Source organism: Hassallia byssoidea VB512170, from assembly GCF_000817785.2.
GTDB classification, from domain to species: domain Bacteria; phylum Cyanobacteriota; class Cyanobacteriia; order Cyanobacteriales; family Nostocaceae; genus Hassallia; species Hassallia carrinoi.
Genome location: NZ_JTCM02000016.1, coordinates 1 through 20,906, shown reverse-complemented (window position 1 = coordinate 20,906; position 20,906 = coordinate 1). Strand labels below are relative to the sequence as shown.

15 protein-coding genes and 1 pseudogene are annotated in these 20,906 nt (G+C 41.6%); 11 read left to right on the top strand and 5 right to left on the bottom strand.

Annotation, left to right across the window (positions count from 1 at the left end; genetic code table 11):
• Positions 1-10: 10 nt before the first annotated feature.
• The 3 genes from PI95_RS10280 (at position 11) to PI95_RS10270 (ending at position 4,046) form a co-directional block, all read left to right on the top strand.
• On the top strand, positions 11-214 hold the full coding sequence (locus PI95_RS10280) for a hypothetical protein (RefSeq protein WP_163518768.1): 204 nt from the start codon (positions 11-13) through the stop codon (positions 212-214).
• 221 nt (positions 215-435) lie between these two features.
• Complete coding sequence (locus PI95_RS10275) at positions 436-2,445, top strand: serine/threonine phosphatase (RefSeq protein WP_039739125.1); 2,010 nt, start codon at positions 436-438, stop codon at positions 2,443-2,445.
• Between the two features lie 311 nt (positions 2,446-2,756).
• Complete coding sequence (locus tag PI95_RS10270; protein ID WP_039739123.1) at positions 2,757-4,046, top strand: protein kinase domain-containing protein; 1,290 nt, start codon at positions 2,757-2,759, stop codon at positions 4,044-4,046.
• A 114-nt stretch (positions 4,047-4,160) separates the two neighbouring features.
• Here PI95_RS10270 and PI95_RS10265 read toward each other — a convergent pair whose 3' ends face one another.
• Positions 4,161-4,388, bottom strand: coding sequence for a DUF4327 family protein (locus PI95_RS10265; RefSeq protein WP_029633725.1), 228 nt, complete (start codon positions 4,386-4,388; stop codon positions 4,161-4,163).
• Positions 4,389-5,001: 613 nt separating this feature from the next.
• Between PI95_RS10265 and PI95_RS10260 the strand changes: the two genes are divergently transcribed.
• From PI95_RS10260 to PI95_RS10250, 3 genes are all read left to right on the top strand, one after another.
• On the top strand, positions 5,002-5,193 hold the full coding sequence (locus PI95_RS10260) for a hypothetical protein (RefSeq protein ID WP_163518770.1): 192 nt from the start codon (positions 5,002-5,004) through the stop codon (positions 5,191-5,193).
• Positions 5,194-5,342: 149 nt separating this feature from the next.
• Entirely contained in the window at positions 5,343-5,732 is a 390-nt protein-coding gene (locus PI95_RS10255) for a tetratricopeptide repeat protein (protein WP_039739117.1), read from the top strand.
• A gap of 105 nt (positions 5,733-5,837) precedes the next feature.
• Complete coding sequence (locus PI95_RS10250; RefSeq protein WP_236117020.1) at positions 5,838-9,698, top strand: glycosyltransferase; 3,861 nt, start codon at positions 5,838-5,840, stop codon at positions 9,696-9,698.
• Between the two features lie 172 nt (positions 9,699-9,870).
• Here the strand turns inward: PI95_RS10250 and PI95_RS10245 are convergent, their stop codons facing one another.
• Together PI95_RS10245 and PI95_RS10240 are read right to left on the bottom strand one after the other, a co-directional pair.
• Positions 9,871-12,105 carry an O-linked N-acetylglucosamine transferase, SPINDLY family protein gene (locus PI95_RS10245; protein WP_039739116.1) on the bottom strand — a complete coding sequence of 745 codons (2,235 nt, stop codon included), beginning with the start codon at positions 12,103-12,105 and terminating at the stop codon, positions 9,871-9,873.
• Positions 12,106-12,207: 102 nt separating this feature from the next.
• On the bottom strand, positions 12,208-12,750 hold the full coding sequence (locus PI95_RS10240; protein ID WP_039739115.1) for a type IV pilin-like G/H family protein: 543 nt from the start codon (positions 12,748-12,750) through the stop codon (positions 12,208-12,210).
• A 207-nt stretch (positions 12,751-12,957) separates the two neighbouring features.
• Here PI95_RS10240 and trxB point away from each other — a divergent pair, with 207 nt between their 5' ends.
• The 5 genes and pseudogenes from trxB to PI95_RS10215 all read left to right on the top strand — a co-directional run bounded on the left by trxB (position 12,958) and on the right by PI95_RS10215 (position 17,446).
• Positions 12,958-14,319: a thioredoxin-disulfide reductase gene (trxB, locus tag PI95_RS10235; protein ID WP_039739114.1), complete on the top strand. Its 1,362-nt coding sequence runs from the start codon at positions 12,958-12,960 to the stop codon at positions 14,317-14,319.
• Between the two features lie 170 nt (positions 14,320-14,489).
• The gene (locus tag PI95_RS10230; protein WP_039739109.1) at positions 14,490-15,386 is read left to right on the top strand and encodes an ABC transporter permease; all 897 of its coding nucleotides are present in this window, start codon (positions 14,490-14,492) and stop codon (positions 15,384-15,386) included.
• A 207-nt stretch (positions 15,387-15,593) separates the two neighbouring features.
• Entirely contained in the window at positions 15,594-15,785 is a 192-nt protein-coding gene (locus PI95_RS10225) for a hypothetical protein (protein WP_039739108.1), read from the top strand.
• 50 nt (positions 15,786-15,835) lie between these two features.
• Positions 15,836-16,732: an ROK family protein gene (locus PI95_RS10220; RefSeq protein WP_039739107.1), complete on the top strand. Its 897-nt coding sequence runs from the start codon at positions 15,836-15,838 to the stop codon at positions 16,730-16,732.
• A 4-nt stretch (positions 16,733-16,736) separates the two neighbouring features.
• Positions 16,737-17,446, top strand: a pseudogene (locus PI95_RS10215) (type I restriction endonuclease subunit R).
• A 37-nt stretch (positions 17,447-17,483) separates the two neighbouring features.
• On the opposite strand, the gene PI95_RS10210 reads toward PI95_RS10215, so the two are convergent.
• On the bottom strand, positions 17,484-19,808 hold the full coding sequence (locus tag PI95_RS10210; RefSeq protein ID WP_052324771.1) for a CHAT domain-containing protein: 2,325 nt from the start codon (positions 19,806-19,808) through the stop codon (positions 17,484-17,486).
• Between the two features lie 504 nt (positions 19,809-20,312).
• A complete protein-coding gene (locus PI95_RS10205) occupies positions 20,313-20,732 on the bottom strand; it encodes a hypothetical protein (protein ID WP_039739103.1) in 420 nt (139 codons plus the stop codon).
• Positions 20,733-20,906: the final 174 nt, after the last annotated feature.

Below are 20,906 nucleotides of genomic sequence, written 5' to 3'. Positions count from 1 at the left end.
GGCAGGGGGAATGGGGGGCTTTGGGGTCCCCACGAAGTGGGGTTGGGGGGAATGGGGAGATGGGGGAGATGGGGGAGCAGGGAAAGCAGGGAAAGCAGGGAAAGCAGGGAAAGCAGGGGAAGCAGGGGAAGATAGAAAAACAAATTCTCCCTTGTCCCCCTGTCTCCACTCCCCCACTCGGACACTCCCCCAAACAATCAAGATATGTGTTTAAATATGGGCTTGCTAATTTTTAATGGCAGGTTATTCTGAGGGATAGGCTTGCCTGTATTTCACATATTTTGAAAATATGCGTAAGAATTAATACTGTCACCAAAATTCACTGTTGACACCACAATATTTTGTCGGTCTACTATAAGCAGCCGACATTTGTGGCAATGCATCGATTGTAGTGGTCAGAAGCACGCCAGGAACGGGAATTAAGGAACTTCCACAATGCTGATTTGCCCCCAGTGTAAATTTGAAAACTCTAATACCAACAAGTTCTGTCAAAACTGTGGCACGTCCTTGACGCAAAAGGTTTGTCCAAAATGCAGTAGCGCTGTGGCTGTCAATACAGAACGATGTCACAACTGCGGCGCGGAATGCGGCACAATTTGGTGGGCAATTATTGCCAAAGAAGAGACTTTTGTCGAGGAAGTCAAGGAAAGTGAACCCGAAGATCAAAAGATAAAAAGCTTAGAAGATGATTCTCCCCTTGTCTGTCTTTCACCCCAATTCGCCCAAGCGAGCTTTCCTTCTGGCTTAATCGCCTTTTCTGAACTCCCGGTTGGCTCTTATTTAGACTCGCAACAGCGCTATCAACTGTTAGATCCGCTACCAGCACTATCAGAAGTTGCCGCTCATACTGAGCTGTGCGTGAGAGTTTTAGACTGCCAACCATATCAAGTGTCGCCGCTACTGGCAATACTAAGAAATCAGCAAAACAATTTGATTGCGCCATCAACCGAAGCAGCCAGAATTCCTAACCTCGCTAAACCTTATATTGCTTTGCAAGCAGGGTCTCACCCAGAAATACCATCAATTCACGATGCATGGCAGGAAAACCAGAGAATGGTGGTACTCATTGAGAACCGATCGCATTGGCAGTATTTAGCCGAATTATGGCAAGATGATAATATAACTTCGTTACAAATATTACATTGGTTTTATCAGATGACTCAACTATGGGCGCTATTAGAACCATTGAATTGTCGTCAAAGTCTGTTGGAGTTATCGAATTTGCGCTTGGATGAAGACCAGACGCTGGCACTACAAAAATTAAACGTAGAAAGACATACAAAGAATTCTGCTGAATTGTCAGATGCCGAAGCGCAACCTTTAACAATTGAAGCTTTGGGACGTGTTTGGCAGGCGTTATTTAGACAGTCGCAACGCACTCAATCTGGCTCTGTGATACAGTTGTTAGGCGAGATTGAGTTAGGTAAGATTGAAACGATCGCTCAATTGCGATCGCGTTTGGAGGCGATCGCCGCTGAACTGCAACCAGCCACAACCGCAACCGAACCAACAGTAAAAGAACATACTCCATCGCCGACTATCCTGCAATTAGACGACACAGAAGATACCGCCCCTAGAGGCGATGATATGCCAACAGTGGTGCTGCCGATGCAGTTAATCAGCCTAGAAGATGCAGGACGCACGGATGTTGGGCGTCAACGCCAACACAATGAAGACTTTTTTGGTGTTGAAACCAAAATTAACAAACTAGAATTGCCCAAAAACCGAGCTTTGCAAGCCCGTGGTTTATATATTCTCTGCGATGGAATGGGTGGACACGCTGGTGGTGAAGTCGCCAGTGAGTTGGCAGTTACCACCCTGCGAGAATACTTCCAAAAACATTGGCTTTCTAACCAACTCCCAAGTGAAGACAGCATCGCTGAGGCAGTACTTTTAGCAAATCAGGCAATTTACGATGTTAATCAACAAGATGCCCGTTCTGGCGTCGGTCGCATGGGCACTACCTTGGTAATGCTTTTAATCCAAGACACTCAAGCAGCAGTTGCTCATGTGGGGGATAGTCGCTTGTATAAGCTGACTCGCAAGGACAAACTTAAACAAATAACGGTAGATCATGAAGTCGGTCAACGGGAAATTGCTCGTGGAGTTGAACCAAATTTAGCTTACGCTCGCCCAGATGCTTATCAACTTACTCAAGCTCTGGGTCCACGAGACGAAAACTTGATTAATCCCGATGTGCAATTTTTCGAGATTAATCAAGATACACTCTTCATCCTCGCTTCGGACGGTTTATCAGATAATGATTTACTAGAAATTCATTTTTCTACTCACTTAGAACCGCTGCTAAGTTATGGTGCTAACTTAGAACGCGGAGTCCGAGAGTTAATTGATTTAGCGAATCAACACAATGGTCATGACAACATTACTGCTGTACTCATCCGGGCAAAAGTCCGTCCCAACGTCGAAAGTCAAAAAAATAGTTAGTGGGAGCGTGGATAGTTGATAACTGTTAACCGTCAACCAACAACTAAGAACCAACAACTATCAACTAACAACTACCAACTACCAACTAACAACCCTTCGGGTTCACCACTTGCGTGACTGTCGGCAGAGCCGACGGCAGATGCTCCACTTGGGGAAACACGCCAGGTCGCACAACGGGGGGAACCCCCGCAAGCGACTGGCTCCCCTTGGCGCTAGCCTCTCCCTTTGGGAGAAGACCGCACTGCCTCCCCAACGCAGTGGTTCACCAACAACTATCAACTAACAACTACCAACTAACATTACCTTATATTGTGGTTACTCTGACCCTGTTAGACGCGCAAGAAAAAACGCCGCTCAAGCAGTGGTGCTTTGAAGACTGCTCCGTAATTCGGATTGGTCGAGCGGCAGATAATCAGGTTGTTTTAACTGATAATTTAGTTTCTCGGTATCATCTAGAACTTAAGCAAATTAATTCTGGCAACAATGGTGGTTCTTGGCAGGTAATTAGCCAAGGCACAAATGGCACTTTCCTCAATAGTGTCTTGGTGACACAGAGTTTGCTGCCAGACAATTCCCTGTTGCAATTGGCACAGGGCGGACCGCTACTTAAATTTGAAATTCAGCCAATAAAATTACCCGCTCCTAAATTGGCGGGTAAAGAAGTTGGCGGGGAAATCGAAGCAACTGCAAAGAGTTTTATAGAAATAGTCTCAGCAAAAACTCCTGCAACTTCACGCTCAACTTGCACCCACGAAGGTAATTCTCCTAACAATCTATTTTGCATCCACTGCGGTCAACCGCTGACAGTGCAAAAAGTAATTCGCTACTATCAGGTGTTGCGGACGCTTGGACAGGGAGGTATGGGGACTACCTATCTAGCTTGGGATGCAGCAGGTTGGATTGCTGGATATCCACAATTGCTGGTGTTGAAGCAAATGAATGCTGATATGGCGAAAATTGCCAAGGCTCAAGAATTGTTTGAACGCGAGGCGTATACTCTTAAATCCCTGAGTCATCCAGGAATTCCTAAGTATTATGACTTTTTTGTGGATAGCGGCAAAAAATACCTGGCAATGGAATTAGTCCACGGTCAGGATTTAGAAAAATTAGTTTATACCACAGGACCTGTCACCCCTTCTCGTGCGATCGCCTGGATGATCCAAACCTGTGACATATTAGATTATCTCCACAGGCAAGATCCACCACTAATTCACCGCGATATTAAACCCGCTAACCTGATGGTGCGAAGTTCTAATAATCAGATAGTGGTGCTGGATTTTGGCGCTGTGAAAGAAATTGGCACCGCGCCGGGAACTCGCATTGGTGCAGAAGGTTATTGTGCCCCCGAACAAGAGCGAGGACAACCTTTGACACAATCCGATTTGTACGCGATTGGACCTACACTAATTTTTTTACTAACAGGCGAAAATCCTTTTAAGTTTTACCGCCAGCGGGGTCGAAATTTCCGATTTGATTTGGCAAGCGTTCCCACTTTTACTCCGAAATTAAAAGAGGTTATTGACCGCGTTACAGAACCACTGCCACGCGATCGCTACCAAACAGCGAAAGAACTCGCTGCCGCATTAGCTACTTGCCAATAGGAGGAGTGGGGAGCAAGGAGTAGGGGAAGATGAGGAAGACAAGGGAGAGGGGGGAGACAAGGGAGAAATTCTTCCTTGTCTCCTTGTCTCCCTGTCTCCTTGTCCTCCTTGTCCTCAGTCTGACTCTTCGTCCCAAGCTTCTACTGCTAACAAGTCGCCAATTGGGTCTTGCATAGTAAAGCCAAAATCTAGCAGTTCCTGTTTCCAGTACTGCCATTCGTTGCCGTAAAGCAACGCGATTTTCCAAATGCTGTCGGTTGGCTTGATAATTTTAGATTCTACGAGTGATTGCACGTTACGCTGCAATTTCACCATAGGGTGAATTACTTGCTGCTGAGTCATAGCCTCGAATGAATTCAGATTTTGTATGGTAAATTCTTAATCAAAACTGCTTTCCCTTGGGGGATTTTTGCCGATGCGTAGAGTTGTACTTTGGCAAAGCCAGTCTTAACTTCTTAACTGTACCATAACTAACTCTAGTTGCGTTGTGATGATTTCGGTTTTGTACGGTAATCACTACCTCAAAACTAAAATACCACCAAGCAGTTGTAGACACCGAGCAAAAAAATTAGTCGTCCTGGAACTTGCAGATATAGCAATTGTAAGGACGGCTAGTAAGACTTTATTTTTTCTAGTAACACAAAGCAGGCGTATGAGTGATAAGCAACTTATAGCACAAGGGGTTCAGTGGAAATTTTTGACTAAGGGTAAACTTTGCAGTTGCCTGGAAATATTCACCGTCTCTTTGAGCGAAACGTTATTCACGATACCGCAAATATTTAGGGTTGGACTAACTAACCGGACATATTTATCTAAATTTAATATTTTTGCTTGTCACAAATCGCAAAGGCAAATTACAAACAGCGGTTTTGCGCTTCTATAACTATGATACTAAAAACAATTCTACACTAACTGCCGATGGGTGTATTTTTTTATTGCACGCAGAAGTAATAATTTGAGACTTGTAAAAGGCGATCGCACCACAGCAAAGCGCAAAAAAACGCCCAAGCTGTTTCAGGGCAAGCACTCTGAGGTTGCGCGACAGCCAAATCCAAGAAAATCGCGCATTATTGCTGCGAAATTTTTCGCACAAATGTTAGTTCCTGAGTTGTCGATGGGTATCCTGAGCATGGGCAATTACCGATGAGAGTCGGGTCGATTTCATTCAGAGCGATTTTGCTCTGATCGGCAAAATATCTCGTTCTTGCAACGCATAAATTGATTATTTAGTCAATCCGTATATAGTTGTATTTTGCCTTCAGCCAAATTCAGTCAAGTTACTACAGCAGTTCAAAGATGGCTATATCTGAAAAAGAATACATGATGGCGCGGATGAAGCGATCGCAGCGTCTGCAAAAGATTGCTGGATTTGTGTCTATAATCTCCTTCGCCGGTTCTACAGCGTTTGCGGTGATTCCTGCAATAGAAAAGGCTACTCAGAAACCCCAGTCAGCAACTGCGTCTGTTGAGTCTTCATTAAAACAACAACAGCGGGGTTTTGAGTTGGTTTTGCAACGCGAACCAGAAAACCGAGTGGCTTTAGAGGGGTTGGTAAATGCGAGGCTACAGCTAAAAGATGTTAAAGGGGCTGTTGAACCGTTAGAGAAACTGGTAAAACTGCAACCTGAACGCAAAGAGTATAAAGCTTTGTTAGAGCAGATGAAGAAACAAGTAGGAAAGAAGTAAGAGCGATCGCTAACAAACTACTGTTTTTGTTGCTCGGCAAAACTTTAATAACTTGTACATCATTGTTATTACACAAATTATCAAATAAAGGAGCTTGAATATTATATGCCTAGTCTTTCTGTGTGCATGATGGTGCAAAATGCCGAAAAAACATTAGCCATTGCTCTAGAATCTTTAGAGAATATTTGTGACGAGCTAATCATCGTCGATGGTGGTAGTACAGATTCAACTTGTGAAATTGCATCTAATTATAAAGCTAACATCATCCATTCAGCATGGTCTGGGAATCATGCACAACAGCGGAATGTATATTTGAGTTCAGTTCAAACAGATTGGGTTTTTGTTCTTGACTCTGACGAATTTATTAATCAAAGTACAAAAGAGTTTTTACGTTTTATTAAAGAATCTAACAGCGAGTTAGATACCGATAATTTTTGGATTCCTAGGAAGTGGATTAGCACTTTCAGCAAGCATCACTATATTACTACTAAACCACACTATCCTGATTTTCAGCGTCGTTTATTTAAATATAACAAAAACTTATTTTATACTGGGTTGATTCACGAAACCCTTCATAATTTAAATCATGAAGGAATATGTTTAACTGAACTAAGTATATATCATTTAGATTTTTTTATTAATAACGAAGAAAAACGACGCGCTAAAGTTCGTCGCTATTCACAGATAGATCCACGAAATGGCGGACGTCATTTTTACTTAGCAAACCCAAAAACAATTCACACATCAGAATGGAACTATGATGAAATTTCTCTGGATGTACAAGTTTTGATTGAGAAGAACTTAAATGAGCCCGTATTAAATTCTCAACTAAATAACTTGATATCAGCGGAAATTAAAAACGACGAATTTTCTAATTTAATTCAAATAATTGCTAGAACACAAGACATTAAAACAATTTTAGAAATTGGTTCATCTTCAGGCGAAGGAAGTACAGAAGCCTTTGTAACAGGCATTAGAAAAAACCCAAATAAGCCTACACTCTTCTGCATGGAGGTTTCTCAAACTAGATTTAGTCAACTCAAAAAAAATTATGCGAATGATTCTTTTGTTAAATGCTATAACCTTTCATCTGTTGCGATTGAAAATTTTCCCACTCCAAATGAATTAATTAATTTTTACAATACAACCAGGACAAATTTAAACTATTATCCCCTTCGGCAAATCTTAGACTGGCTTAATCAAGATATTGAATATTTAAACAAGTCAGGTGTACCTCAAAATGGAATTAAAAAAATTAAGGAACAAAATAATATTGAATACTTTGATGTAGTATTAATTGATGGCTCAGAATTTACTGGTTTAAGTGAGCTAGATGAAGTTTATGGTGCTAAGTATATTTTACTTGATGATATCAACGCTTTCAAAAACTATCAAAATCATCAAAGACTACTTGCAGATACCAATTATCAAATAGTTACTCAAAATATTTCTCTTCGTAATGGTTATTCAGTTTTTCAAAGAGCAAACAATTCTCAATTAAAAGTTAGCCCGAAAATAGAGAACTACTCAAATTTACCAATTCACTTTTTTACTATTGTTTTAAACGGTGAACCGTTTATCCGCTATCACATTGAAGCTTTCAAACAACTACCATTTAAATGGCATTGGCACATTGTTGAGGGTGTAGCAGAATTAAAGCACGATACTGGATGGAGTATCCAACAGGGCGGACATATAAGTGATAAAATCCACCATAATGGTTGGAGCAATGATGGGACAACAGAATATTTAGATGAACTGGCAAGCCAATATCCCGACCAAATTACAGTTTATCGCAAGCCAGAAGGTATCTTTTGGAATGGAAAACGGGAAATGGTAAATGAGCCACTCTTTAACATCCATGAAGAATGTTTACTCTGGCAATTAGATGTAGATGAATTATGGACAGTTGAGCAGTTTAGTACTGCTCGACAGATGTTTATTGATAATCCTAACAAAACTGCTGCTTTTTATTGGTGCTGGTATTTTGTCGGAGAAAATTTAATTATCAGCACTCGCAATTGTTATACTCAAAATCCTCAACAAGAGTGGTTAAGAACGTGGCGATATAAACCTGGAGCCGTATGGGTAGCACATGAACCACCAAGATTAGAAGAACCTTTGCCAAATGGTCAATGGCAAAATGTTGCGAATTTAAATCCTTTTCTGCATGATGAAACTGAAAAATATGGTTTGGTGTTTCAACATTTTGCATATGTAACACCAGAACAATTACAATTTAAAGAACAATACTATGGTTATACAAATGCTGTTGAACAGTGGAAAGCTTTGCAGGAAGAAACTAAATTTCCTGTGTTGCTGCGGCAATATTTTTCATGGGTACAAGACGACACAATGGTTGATATTAGTGAATCATATGGTCTAGTACCAATTGCCAAAAAATCATCAAATAGCACTAATTGGTTATTTGTACCACCAGATAAGGTGCAAACACAAATTCCAAAAATAAAAAAAACCAAGCCAATAATTATTGTTGATGGTGTCTTCTTTCAGCTTTACCAAACTGGTATTGCTCGTGTCTGGAAATCCTTATTAGAAGAATGGGTAAACAACGGTTTTGCGAAGTATATTCTTGTAATTGATCGTGCTGGAACCGCTCCGAAAGTTTCTGGTATTAGATATCGTACTTTACCGCATTATAATTACGATAACACGGACGCTGACCGGGAAATGCTACAAGAAGTATGCAATGAAGAAGGTGCTGATTTATTTATCTCTACTTACTACACAACACCGACTACGACAGCTTCTGTATTTTTGGCACATGACATGATTCCCGAAGTATTTGGATGGAATCTAAATAATCCCATGTGGCGAGAAAAACACTATGGAATCCAACATGCAGCAGCCTATATCGCAGTTTCAGAAAATACCGCACGGGATTTGACAAAGTGTTTTCCTCAAATATCCTTAGAATCGGTAAAAATTGCCAAAAATGGCGTTAATCATCAAATATTTTCGCCAGCGACTCAGGAAGATATTAATCGCTTTCAAACCAAGTACGGCATTTCTAAACCCTATTTTATAATAGTGAGTATAGGCGGCTATAAAAATACTATTCTATTTTTAGCGGCTTTTGCTCAACTTCATAGCAAACAAGCATTTGATATTGTCTGTACAGGCACTAGAGGCTTACTCGATGAACAATTAAGAGGATATACATCGGGTAGTACTGTCCATATGTTGCAACTTAGTGATGAAGAATTGAAAATAGCTTACTCTGGTGCAATAGCGCTGATTTATCCTTCCCAATATGAAGGTTTTGGTTTGCCAGTTTTGGAAGCGATCGCTTGTGGTTGTCCTGTGATTACTTGTCCCAACGCTTCACTTCCAGAAGTAGCAGGAAAAGCAGCATTATATGTGCAAGATGATGATATTGAGGGTATGGCAAATGCGCTGTGTGAGATACAAAAGCCATCTGTTCGCAACTCTCTGATTGCTGCTGGATTAAAACAAGCGAAGCAGTTTTCCTGGTCAAAAATGGCGCAAGAAGTTAGCTCAGTGTTAATTGATACTACTCTTCAACGATTAAATCTCAAAGAAACTAATTTAATTATATTTCCAGATTGGTCACAGCCAGAAGAATTACTCGCTTTAGAATTGCAAAAAGTGATTGGCGCGATCGCAACTCATCCCGATAGTAACCGTACAACCTTACTAATTGATACTAGTGAAATTTATCATGAGGATGCCGAACTTTTGTTATCTGGTGTGACAATGAATATGCTGATGGAAGAAGATTTGGATATAACAGAAGGACTAGAAATTTCTCTAGTTGGTAATTTGGCGAATATTCAGTGGGAAGCTATGTTGTCTCGCATTCAGGCGAGAATTGTTTTGGAACGTGAAAATAAACAGGCGATCGCACAAGTGAAAGCAGAAAATTTACTATCCTACGATTTAGACAGCCTTATCGGTATGACACCCCACTATTGTAAAAGATAAGGCACTTAGAGACTAATAAAATAAGGACATTCCTTTTTGATGCCTTTATTTTCAATACTCTAAAAACATAGCAATCCTAAATCTTTCGTGAGAGGCAAGAAGCCCGGTTTATTCAATAAACCGGGCTTCTGATGTTTGCAATTTTCACAAATCAAATATGATTGCTATAGTATCAACAGCCTTCAATATACCGTTGCCACATTTGCTGGTAAGCTTTCTCCATCTCACGAGTAAATTGCTTGGCATTCCAAAGTGGTGCAGTTTTCCGCGATGCTTTGAGTTTCACGGCTATTTTCTGCCGTAAAGCTTCATCTTTACCCAAACGCACACCCCATTCTACATATTCTTTATTTGTCCAGGCAATGCCTTCTGTGATACCTGCATTCATCATCATGGTATAACTGTTGCGAGCAGCAAATTGCTCACCTACTCTTGTCACCATTGGAATGCACATCCACAAAGTTTCTAAAGTTGTTGTGGCACCATTGTAAGGATAAGTATCTAACACAATATCAGCAATTCCTAAATTGGCACGATGAGTTGCTTCCGATAAAACTTCTGGGAGGAAACGCAGTTTGGAGCAATCTACACCTTCTTCTTCAGCTAGCTGATAAACGAAATTTTTAGTAGATTTTTCGTCAGCCATACCTTTAATTAAGAAGTAGCTATTTGGCACTTCTTTAATAATTTGCAATTGCAACCGCATTGTATCTGGATGTCGCTTGAAACCTCGCTGGGTGCAAATATAAACGACTGCATCACTCTCGATATTTAAGTCATCACGACGTAATGTTGGTACACCTATCTCAAATCCATCTACAGCTATATAAGTTTGAGGTAAACGCCATATTTTTTCACTGTAGTATTCTTGAGCGGTTTCTGGTAAAACGTAAGGATCGGCAATGTAGTAATCAATTGTGGGGATACCTGAAGCATCTAAACCTAACCAAGTTGCTTGCACTGGTGCTGGCTTAATTGCCATGATATGACAAGTCAGGTCTAGGGTAATGCTATCTAGATCAATCAAAATATCGATTTCATCTTGATGAATTTGCTCGGCAATTTGAAAAACATTGTTAGAGTTATAAGCTTTTGATACTTTCTCTAAATACCATTCATATAATGGATCAAAAATAGGTTGATTAAATAAGCAATAAGCATTAATTTCAAAATTTTCACTATCGTGATGTTCAAATAGCCAGCGTGCTAGCCAACCAACTGAATGAGTTTTGAGACAATGAGATACGTATCCGATTTTTAATCTTCTATCTGAAGACTTATTAGATTGTTTGCGGTTTAACAGACTGTCACGATACCGCTCTACTTTTTGTTTAGCAAAATTTTCGGTATTTTTTTGACACAACTGCATTAATTGATTTTGAAACTGTCTATTTTTCCTGGGATTGTCTTCTATATAAGGTGCAAAATAGTTTGCATTGTAAAGTCTTGATACTTGTAAATCTTTAATATAAGTGGGTTGTTCTGCAATCAGTGATTTTAGTAGTGATTCTTGATGATAATGTGTCTCATAAGCCTCTTGCCAATATCCGCCAGCAGTCATTAAACCACGCATAATCTGACGATTTGCAAAAATCAAATCTGCTAACTCTTTTAATAAATAGTATGATTTTTTTGCAGTTTCTATACCTTGAGCGTACTCACCAGCGTTTTGATAAAATCCTGATAAATTTAGTAAAAAATCTGGATTTTCTGGCTCTAATTGCAAATACATTTCTCCAAGCCTAGCGGCAATGGCGCTTTGTTTTTGCGAATAAGCAATTTCCATCGCTGCTGGTAACAAAATATTATAAAAATCCTCTAAGTTATTTTTGATATATTTTAAAGAAACTTGAACAAAATCTAATAAGGCAGGATGTGAAAAAGTAATTGTTAAAATACTCCTCAATACTTGCATTAAATGCTGTATGTTTACTACTAAATCTGGTTCGGACTGAAGTATTTCAATTAAACCCAGTTCGGTTAGTTCATCGCCTGTGTAAATCTCCAGCTTGACGGATAGCTGCACCAAATGTAAGAGATTATGAATATCTTGGGGGTAAATTTCTTTGATTTGATGCCTAATTTTCCAGGCAACGGAATATTCTTCGAGTGCTTCACGGCGTTTGGCTTCTGTTTCCAGAATTTCTACTAATTCTTGATTCCAGCTATCGACTTCTTCCGGTTCACCTTCCATCATCACCATAAACCAAGTCGTTTGCGCTTCTACTTCTTGTCCCTGTAAAAGCAAGGTTAATCCTAAATACCAATAATGACACTTAATATTAGGTTCGGTGTCAATAGCTTGCTCATATAAATTTGCAGCTAGAAGATAATTACCTTGAATGATAAAATCGTAAGCTTGCTGCAATGCAGCTGGATTAATATTCAGTAAAGATCGAGTATTCATATAAATAGTTCACAACTAAAAGTGAAAATTACAAAGTTAAAAGTGAGTAGTGTATACACCACCCACTTCCACAAAAATTAAAGTTTTTCAGACTGGTTTGACTTACCTTGCTAATGAAGTAAAACCAGTTTGACAGCCAGTAGCAGCAGCAGCAGTAGATATACTAGCAACGGTTCTAGTTGGGACAATTGACTCACAAGCAACCGCTAATGTTAGCGCTTCAGAAGTATTACCATCTCCAACTGCTGTATAAGTTGCGCCATAATAGGATTTCAAAGCAGGTTTCTGCGCTACGGCAACTACTTGTACAAAAGAACTAGCGCTAGCAGCTGCACTAGCGACAACATAACTGAAGTTATCAGTTTGAGTTTTAACACCTGCTTGCAAAGATGAAAGACTGCTAGCAAAACCCTGGTATTCTAAAAAAAATGCCTGTTGAGCGCGGTTCACAGCACCAATGTTATTCTTAGCTTCAGACTGTTTGGCTTTGTTGACTTGACCAAGTAGCGATGGTAAAGCAATAGCTGCCAGAATACCGATAATAATTACTACCACTAGCAATTCAATAAGAGTAAAACCTTCATCATCTTTTTTCTTGCGGTTGATGTGTTGCAGGAATTTGGCTTGCAGTTCTGGCTTAAGCATAAGTTTCTCCGGAAAGTTTCGATGTAATATTTTGATTGCTTTCTAGATATAACTTGCCCACTTTTGATCGCTTTCATATCACCTGGGAAAAAAATCTTTCTTTTTGGGGTTTCGTTTTCTCAGATTTCAGCGCTGAAGCGCCGACTACAAAATCCAAATTAATTATGCTATACTAACCGAAGTCGTTATGAGTTCGCTTATTTGTTTATGACTAATCCTACAGTAGAAAACTTAGTAATTATCGGTTCTGGTCCTGCTGGATACACAGCGGCGATTTATGCGGGACGGGCTAACTTGAAACCTGTGGTATTTGAAGGCTTCCAAGCTGGGGGTTTACCAGGGGGACAGTTAATGACAACGACTGAAGTTGAGAACTTTCCGGGGTTTCCGCGAGGAATTACCGGACCCGAACTGATGGATCAAATGAAGGCTCAGGCGGAGCGTTGGGGAGCGGAGTTATATACTGAAGATGTGATATCAGTTGATTTAACTCAGCGTCCTTTTACTGTCCGCTCTGAGGAACGGGAATTTAAAACCCACAGTATTATTATTGCCACAGGTGCGACCGCAAAGCGTTTGGGTTTACCCAGCGAACATGAATTCTGGAGTCGGGGTATCTCGGCTTGTGCTATCTGTGATGGTGCTACACCGATTTTCCACGGTGCAGAATTGGCTGTAATTGGTGCTGGTGACTCGGCAGCAGAAGAAGCGATTTACCTGACGAAATACGGTTCAAAGGTGAATTTATTGGTGCGTTCTGAGAAAATGCGTGCCTCGAAAGCGATGCAAGACCGCGTTTTGAGTAACCCGAAAATCCAGGTACATTGGAACACCGAAGCTGCGGATATTTTCGGTAACGGTCACATGGAAGGAGTGAAAATCCGCAATAGCAAAACCGGTGAAGAAAGTCAACTGCATGTTAAGGGTTTATTCTACGCTGTTGGTCACAAGCCGAATACGTCGTTGTTTGAAGGACAAATAGAACTGGATGAGGTGGGTTACGTTGTCACCAAACACGGTACTGTAGAAACGAGTGTAGAAGGCGTGTTTGCGGCTGGTGACGTGCAAGATCATGAGTTTCGTCAAGCAATTACGGCTGCGGGTACTGGCTGTATGGCGGCAATGCTGGCTGAACGCTGGTTGTCTTCTACTGGTTTGATTGAAGAATTTCATCAAAAACCGGAAACTTCAGATAATGAATTAGAACATCAGCCTGCTGAGAAGAAAACCCCAGAAGAATTTGATATCAATGCAACGCGCCATGCGGGGGGTTATGCTTTACGGAAGTTGTTCCACGAAAGCGATCGCCTAATCCTTGTCAAATATGTTTCTCCTGGCTGCGGTCCTTGCCATACCCTCAAACCAATCTTAAATAAAGTGGTGGATGAATTTGATGGTAAAATCCACTTTGTAGAAATTGACATCGACAAAGACCGCGATATTGCCCAAAATGCTAACGTCACAGGAACACCGACGATTCAACTGTTCAAAGATAAAGAACTGATCAACGAAGTTAAAGGCGTCAAGCAAAAAACCGAGTACCGCAAGTTGATTGAAAGTAATCTGTAGGGGAATGGGTAATGGGTAATGGGTAATGGGGAATTGAGAATGGAGAATGGGCAATGGGCAATTACCAATTACCTATTCCCAATTCCTAATTTTTGTGTTTGCATCTTGCCTTAATTCATCTGATATGTAAAATAGTCAGCGTATCTTGCTCTTCGGACCTGCGATCGCTCATGACCGTTATCAAAAAACCGCTACCCAGATTTTTTAGTTTTGCCAGCAATCCCAATTTATCTCGGCAATTAATGCTGACTGGGATAGCTATTACTTTGTTTTTCGTATTCCTGGCTTTTTTCGCTCCGGTCTTTCAAGCTTGGGGATGGCTGCAAGATCCTACAGATTTTCTCGCGAATCCGATTCACGATGCACCCTCCGGGAAACACTGGTTTGGCACTAGTCGCTTGGGCTATGATGTGTTCTCGCGCACTGTTTTCGGCGCTCAAGCTGCTTTGCAAGTGGTTATCTTGGCTACCTCACTCAGTATGTTTATCGGTGTGCCTTTAGGGATGCTGAGTGGCTATCTGGGCGGTAGAGTTGATAAGGTTTTGCTGTTTTTTATGGATAGCATTTATACCTTACCGGGGCTGTTGCTTTCCGTAACGCTGGCGTTTGTGGTGGGAAGGGGAATATTAAATGCAGCGATCGCAATTAGTATTGCTTACATTCCCCAATATTACCGCGTTGTCCGCAACCACACTGTAAGCGTTAAAACTGAAGTGTTCATTGAAGCCGCACAAGCAATGGGTGCGAACACTTGGCAAGTTCTTTCTAAATATCTCTTTTTCAACGTAATTCAAAGTGTACCCGTACTTTTCACCCTCAACGCTGCCGATGCAATTTTGGTGTTGGGGGGTTTGGGCTTTTTGGGGCTAGGACTTCCCGAAGAAGTGGCAGAATGGGGACACGATTTAAAACAAGCTTTAGAAGCACTACCCACAGGTATTTGGTGGACTACGCTTTTTCCTGGTTTGGCGATGACTTTAATGGTGGTTGGGTTGTCGCTGCTGGGTGAGGGGTTAAATGAATTTGTCAATCCCCGTTTGCGGAAAGAAAATAGTATCCGGAAGTAGTTTGAATTGGTTAGTAGTTGGTGGATAGTGGATAGTGGGTAGTGGATAGTGGATAGTGGGTAGTGGATAACTGTTGACTGTTAAGCGCCAACCAACAACGCTCCAACTATCCACCAACAACTATCAACCAACAACTATCAACCAACACCTAACAACCAACAACCAACAACTAACAACTAACAACTAACAACCAATTGAGAGATTTGTGTGAAAGATAACCTTTCTTTAATCGTGGCTGCTGCTGGTGGATTTATGCTTTCTGTCGCCCTGACAGGTATTTTACGAGGTGCGCCGGTAACATCTTTGCAGGCGAAATCTAGTTTTCATCCCGTGAGTGTGGCTGCATTCAGCGTTGCACCCCAGCAGACGGAATTAGAAGATTTTCGCGCTAAGACCTAAAGGCGCTAAGATGCTTTTGAAATCTGAAAATTTGCGCTTTTGGGTTTAATGTGGTGAATTCTCAAGTAATCGGTATTGACTTGGGGGGAACGGCGATTAAGTTAGGGCGATTTGCTGCGGATGGTGCTTGTTTGCAATCTTTGACTGTGGCGACTCCCCAACCAGCAACACCTGAGACAGTTGTAGCGGCGATGGTGGATGCGATCGCTCAAATTGACCCAGATAATCTTAGCATGGCGATCGGTGTCGGTACTCCCGGTCCTGCGGATGCTGCTGGACGCATTGCCAAAGTTGCCATCAACCTGACAGGATGGCATGATGTCCCTTTGGCGGATTGGTTAGAAGCGAAAACTGGCAAACCTACGATTCTCGCTAATGATGCTAATTGTGCGGGGTTGGGAGAAGCTTGGTTAGGTGCCGGTCGCCATTTTCAAAACCTGATTTTACTGACTTTGGGAACTGGGGTTGGTGGCGCGGTTATTTTAGATGGTAAATTGTTTGTTGGGCATCAAGGAGCCGCCGGAGAGTTAGGTTTGATTACCTTAAATCCCTCAGGTCCAATGTGTAATAGCGGTAATCAAGGTTCTTTGGAGCAGTATACTTCCGTCGTGGCAATTCGTCGCCGCACCGGGAAAGAACCAGCGAAATTGGGCGCTTTGGCGCAAGCGGGAGATGCGGAGGCGTTGACTTTTTGGCAAAATTATGGTAAGGATTTAGGCGCTGGTTTGAGTAGTTTGGTTTATGTATTGACACCGCAGGCGATCGTTCTTGGTGGTGGTGTCAGCGCTAGTTTTGAGTTTTTCTTACCAACTGTTAAGGCAGAAATTGAGCGACGAGTGCTTGCTACTTCTCGCGTGGGGTTACAAATATTGCAAGCTGAGTTGGGCAATTCTGCGGGAATGGTGGGTGCAGCAAAGTTGGCATTGCAACACCATTTGGGATGTTAGATTTATGGTTAAAACAATTCCAGCTAGAGATATCAGTCTTTACGAATTAGAAGAAAAATTTGGTTTGCAAGTTATCAAAGATACCGACTTTTTTTCAGAGTGGGCAGAGAATTTACCGACTCTGACTGATGGTGAAAAACAAGCGATGTCACAGACAAGCCGCTAGCCTGCGGCAACGCCAAGGGCGAACGCGTCTACGCACGAGTGCAAAGCAATTATTTTAACTTGAATAAGCGCCGTCCGATGTCAGAAGAGGCGGTAAAGATGGTAATATTGTCTCCTCTACTCGATTTAGCTGGATTTTATCAACCTCCTTTTGAGATTGAAACCGAGACATCTATTGAGATTTCTGCTGAAGATGAGGGCTTTGTTGTTAAAGGAAATATTGATGTCCTTGTTATTCAAAAGCGTTTTTGGGTACTTGTTATCGAATCTAAAAGCAGTAAACTTGATGTGATGGTAGCCCTACCCCAAGCACTCGCTTATATGCTTGATAACCCAAATTCTGCACAACCAACTTTTGGTTTACTTGTCAACGGTAGGGAGTTTGTTTTTGTTAAGTTAATTAAACAAGAACAACCTAAGTATGCACGGTCTTATGCGCTATCTATTGAACGCGATTCAGAATTATACCAGGTAGTGAGTATATTGAAGCGCATTGGAGAATTAATTATTGCTCGTAGTGGGGACTTTAGTACCCAAGATAAGCGATGAATCGCTTACTACGGGTCTATGTACTAAAGCAGTACAATCATTCTGACTCACCAATTAGGGTAAAAGCAGCCCAGTCCAAAGGTTGAGGATTCTGTTTCATGGTTGTCAGCATGGCTTGACGTAAGGCTGTGGCTTTGTCAGGGTTATTTTGAAGATTTTTATAAAATTCACTCATTAGGGATGCTGTGGGTTCGTCTGGTACTTTCCACAAAGACACCATCACACTAGGGACACCTGCTGTAATTAAAGAACGAGATAGCCCGATTACGCCATCACCTGTAATTCTACCTCTACCAGTGTCACAAGCACTCAAAACGACTAATTCCGCGTTTAATTTTAGGTCAAGGATTTCGTAAGCTGTAAGTAAGCCATTGTCATTTCCGGATGGGGCAAGAGCGATCGCACCCGGTACGCCCAATTGTTTATAATCATCCAATAAGCCGTGTGTGGCTAAATGCACAATTCTGGCTTTAGTCATTTTTTGAACGATCGCTGTTTTCGTCGCTTGATTACCGATAATCGCTTTGGTATTGAAAAGGCTAGCGATCGCTTTTGCCTCGGTTTCGGCGCCAGGTAAACTGTCTAATTGCTGCGGCTTTTCTCCTGGGGCAAATGGCACACTGGGCATGGTAGGATTACCCACAATTAATATTCCCCCCCTCCCCACTCCCCACTCCCTACTCCCCAGTCTCCGCCGATGCGTTAAATCTAATACCTGAATTGCTGGGGCGGTGAGGATGGTATGTTTTTCAATTAAATACTTGCCGTTGGTATCTTGCAAAGCTGGGAAGGGAACGAGGAATAGGGAACCTTGGGGAATGAAAATAACGCGCTGGTTGGGATTGGTGGGTAATAAATCGGCGATCGGTTTGATTAACAAGTTGTGAAGCTGTTGAAATCGGTTTTGTGCTTGCACAGCCGGATTGTAACTCACGTCACCATCGCCGCGACCTCTTGCACCGATAGATTTACGACTGATAGTTACAAAGTTGTCAAGAGTTGTATTCTCTTTTTGCCATAGGGGTTTCAAGTCAGCTTTGCGAAAAGTCACTTCACCTGTAGGTTTGACTACCCAAATATAAAGTTCTGATTCGTGAGTTTGTTGTTTACCTTCAACTTTGAATGCATCGTAAATAATCGAATATTGAACCAAAGTTGCATTTTGTGCTTTTGCCGTTTGTTTGATTTGGGCAATAGATGGATCAAGTTGCTTATCTACTACAGAATTATTTGCCGATACTCGCTTATTCAGTAACTCCACAAACGCCCTCGCACGTCCCCGTTCAGCAATTTCGAGCGCTGCATCGGTTTTATTCTCAGCAATCAGGACTTGTTGTAAAGTGCGGTAGGTATTTCTTTGCGTGTCAGAAATAAACACTTTGTTGATATCCTCTAATCCACCGCGCAGAGATTCTAAAACCTTGATGCCCTCAATTAGAGTACTCTCTGCTAAACTAAGTTTGCCAGATTCAAACAGAGCAAGACCCAAATTGTTCAGCGCGTTTCCTTCGCTTTGACGGTCTTTAATTTCTCGTGCGATCGCCAAACTTTGCTTTTGGTATTCAATCGCTTTAGCGTAGTTCCCTAGGTCAATGTAAGCAACACCCAGATTACCCAGCGCCGCAACTTCGTTTTGACGGTCTTTAATTTCTCGTACAATCAGCAAAACCTGCTGTGCGTATTCAATCGCTTTAGCGTAGTCCCCTAGGGAATTGTAAGCAACACCCAGATTATTCAGCGCCGCACCTTCGCCTTGACGGTCTTTAATTTCTCGTGCGATCGCCAAATCCTGCTGTTCATATTCAATTGCTTTAGCGTAGTTCCCTAGGAAATTGTAAGCAAGACCCAGATTACCCAGCGCCTTCCCTTCGCTTTGACGGTCTTTAATTTCTCGTGCGATCGCTAAATGTTGCTGTTGATATTCAATCGCTTTAGCGTAGTTCCCTAGGTAATAGTAAGCAAGACCCAGATTACCCAGCGCTTTTCCTTCGCTTTGACGGTCTTTAATTTCTCGTGCGATCGCCAACCACTGCTGTTCATATTCAATTGCTTTAGTGTAGTCCCCCAAGTTAGCGTAAGCAATGCCCAGATTGCCCAGCGCCTTTCCCTCGCCTTGACGGTCTTTAATTTCTCGATAGATAATTAATGCTTGTTGGAAAGACTTTAATGCCGCCTCGAATTGACTGATATCAAGCTGCTGAATACCCTGTTGTTTGAGTCTGTCTGCTTCAGCTTTCCGTGCATCGGTTGTTTGCGCCAACACCTGCGACGCTTGGAATGGTGCAGTTAATTTGGCAGAAAAAGGCATCAAAACAGCGGTGAGTAGCACAACGAAGGTGAGGCGATGGCTTTGTCGATGCATAAGTATTTCTAGGGATAGTGTGAGTCTGATTATCTACCTAAAACATATATCTCACACTTTTTGGCTTATGCAATTTTATATCTCACGCAAAGACGCAGAGGCGCAAAGAAGAACGCTAATTAGTCCGCGCAGGCAGACGAGCGTTTGTGTGCAAGATGAACCGCGATTTTAATCGTCGGGTGCAAAATATCAAACACTTTTTGGCTTATGCAATTTTTTGTTCTACATACGCTATAACTTTATCGGATAATCCAGGCTTTCTTGAAACGCAAATCTTGCATCAGTGCCAACAACCGCCAAGGAATAAATTCCCTGGCTAATAGCAATAGTCCACGCTTTGTGGACTAAAATCCTTTACTAGTCCACAAAGCGTGGACTTAAGCTATTAGCCCGTTCGCGCAGCGTTCCCGAAGGGTACTTTAGTTCAGGGCGGGAATGTGGGTTACAGTTAAGAATAGTGCAAAATACTTTTCAACTCCTAACTCCTAACTCCTAACTCCTCACTCATAAAGAATATCCCGTTGCCTTATAAACATAATCCATAACCTTCTGATACGAATCTGGATTACTCACCGGATTAATAATGATCGGAATCGTCCCATCTGGCAACCAAAAAGTTATCCTCCCGTTAGATTCATGACAAAATGAATTGATGCAGGTGAGATTAATTACATATTCATTTTTTTCATAAAGAATTTTCACCCAGTAAGCGTTCTCTAATTGCAAAGCTGTAACACTTTCTATATAATTGAGAATCTTTTGATAGTCTTCTATATTGCTTTGCGGGTTAATCACAATCGGCAACGCACTATCAGGTAGCCAAAATGTCACCCTGCCATTTGGTTCATAACAAAAGGCATTAACACGCTCAATATTGATTACATATTCTTTCCTCTCGTAAAGGATTTTCACCCAGTACGCCACAATATCTCCTCAATTGTCCTTGGTTATTTGTCCTTTGTCTTAACTAATTAACCCAGTGTGCAACTTTATTTTGTTCCCCCTGCAATAACCCACGACAAATGTGGACAGGCAAGTTAGGTAGATCCGCAACCACCCACGAGTATTTTTTATGTTCGCGCTTCGCGTCTCCCCGAA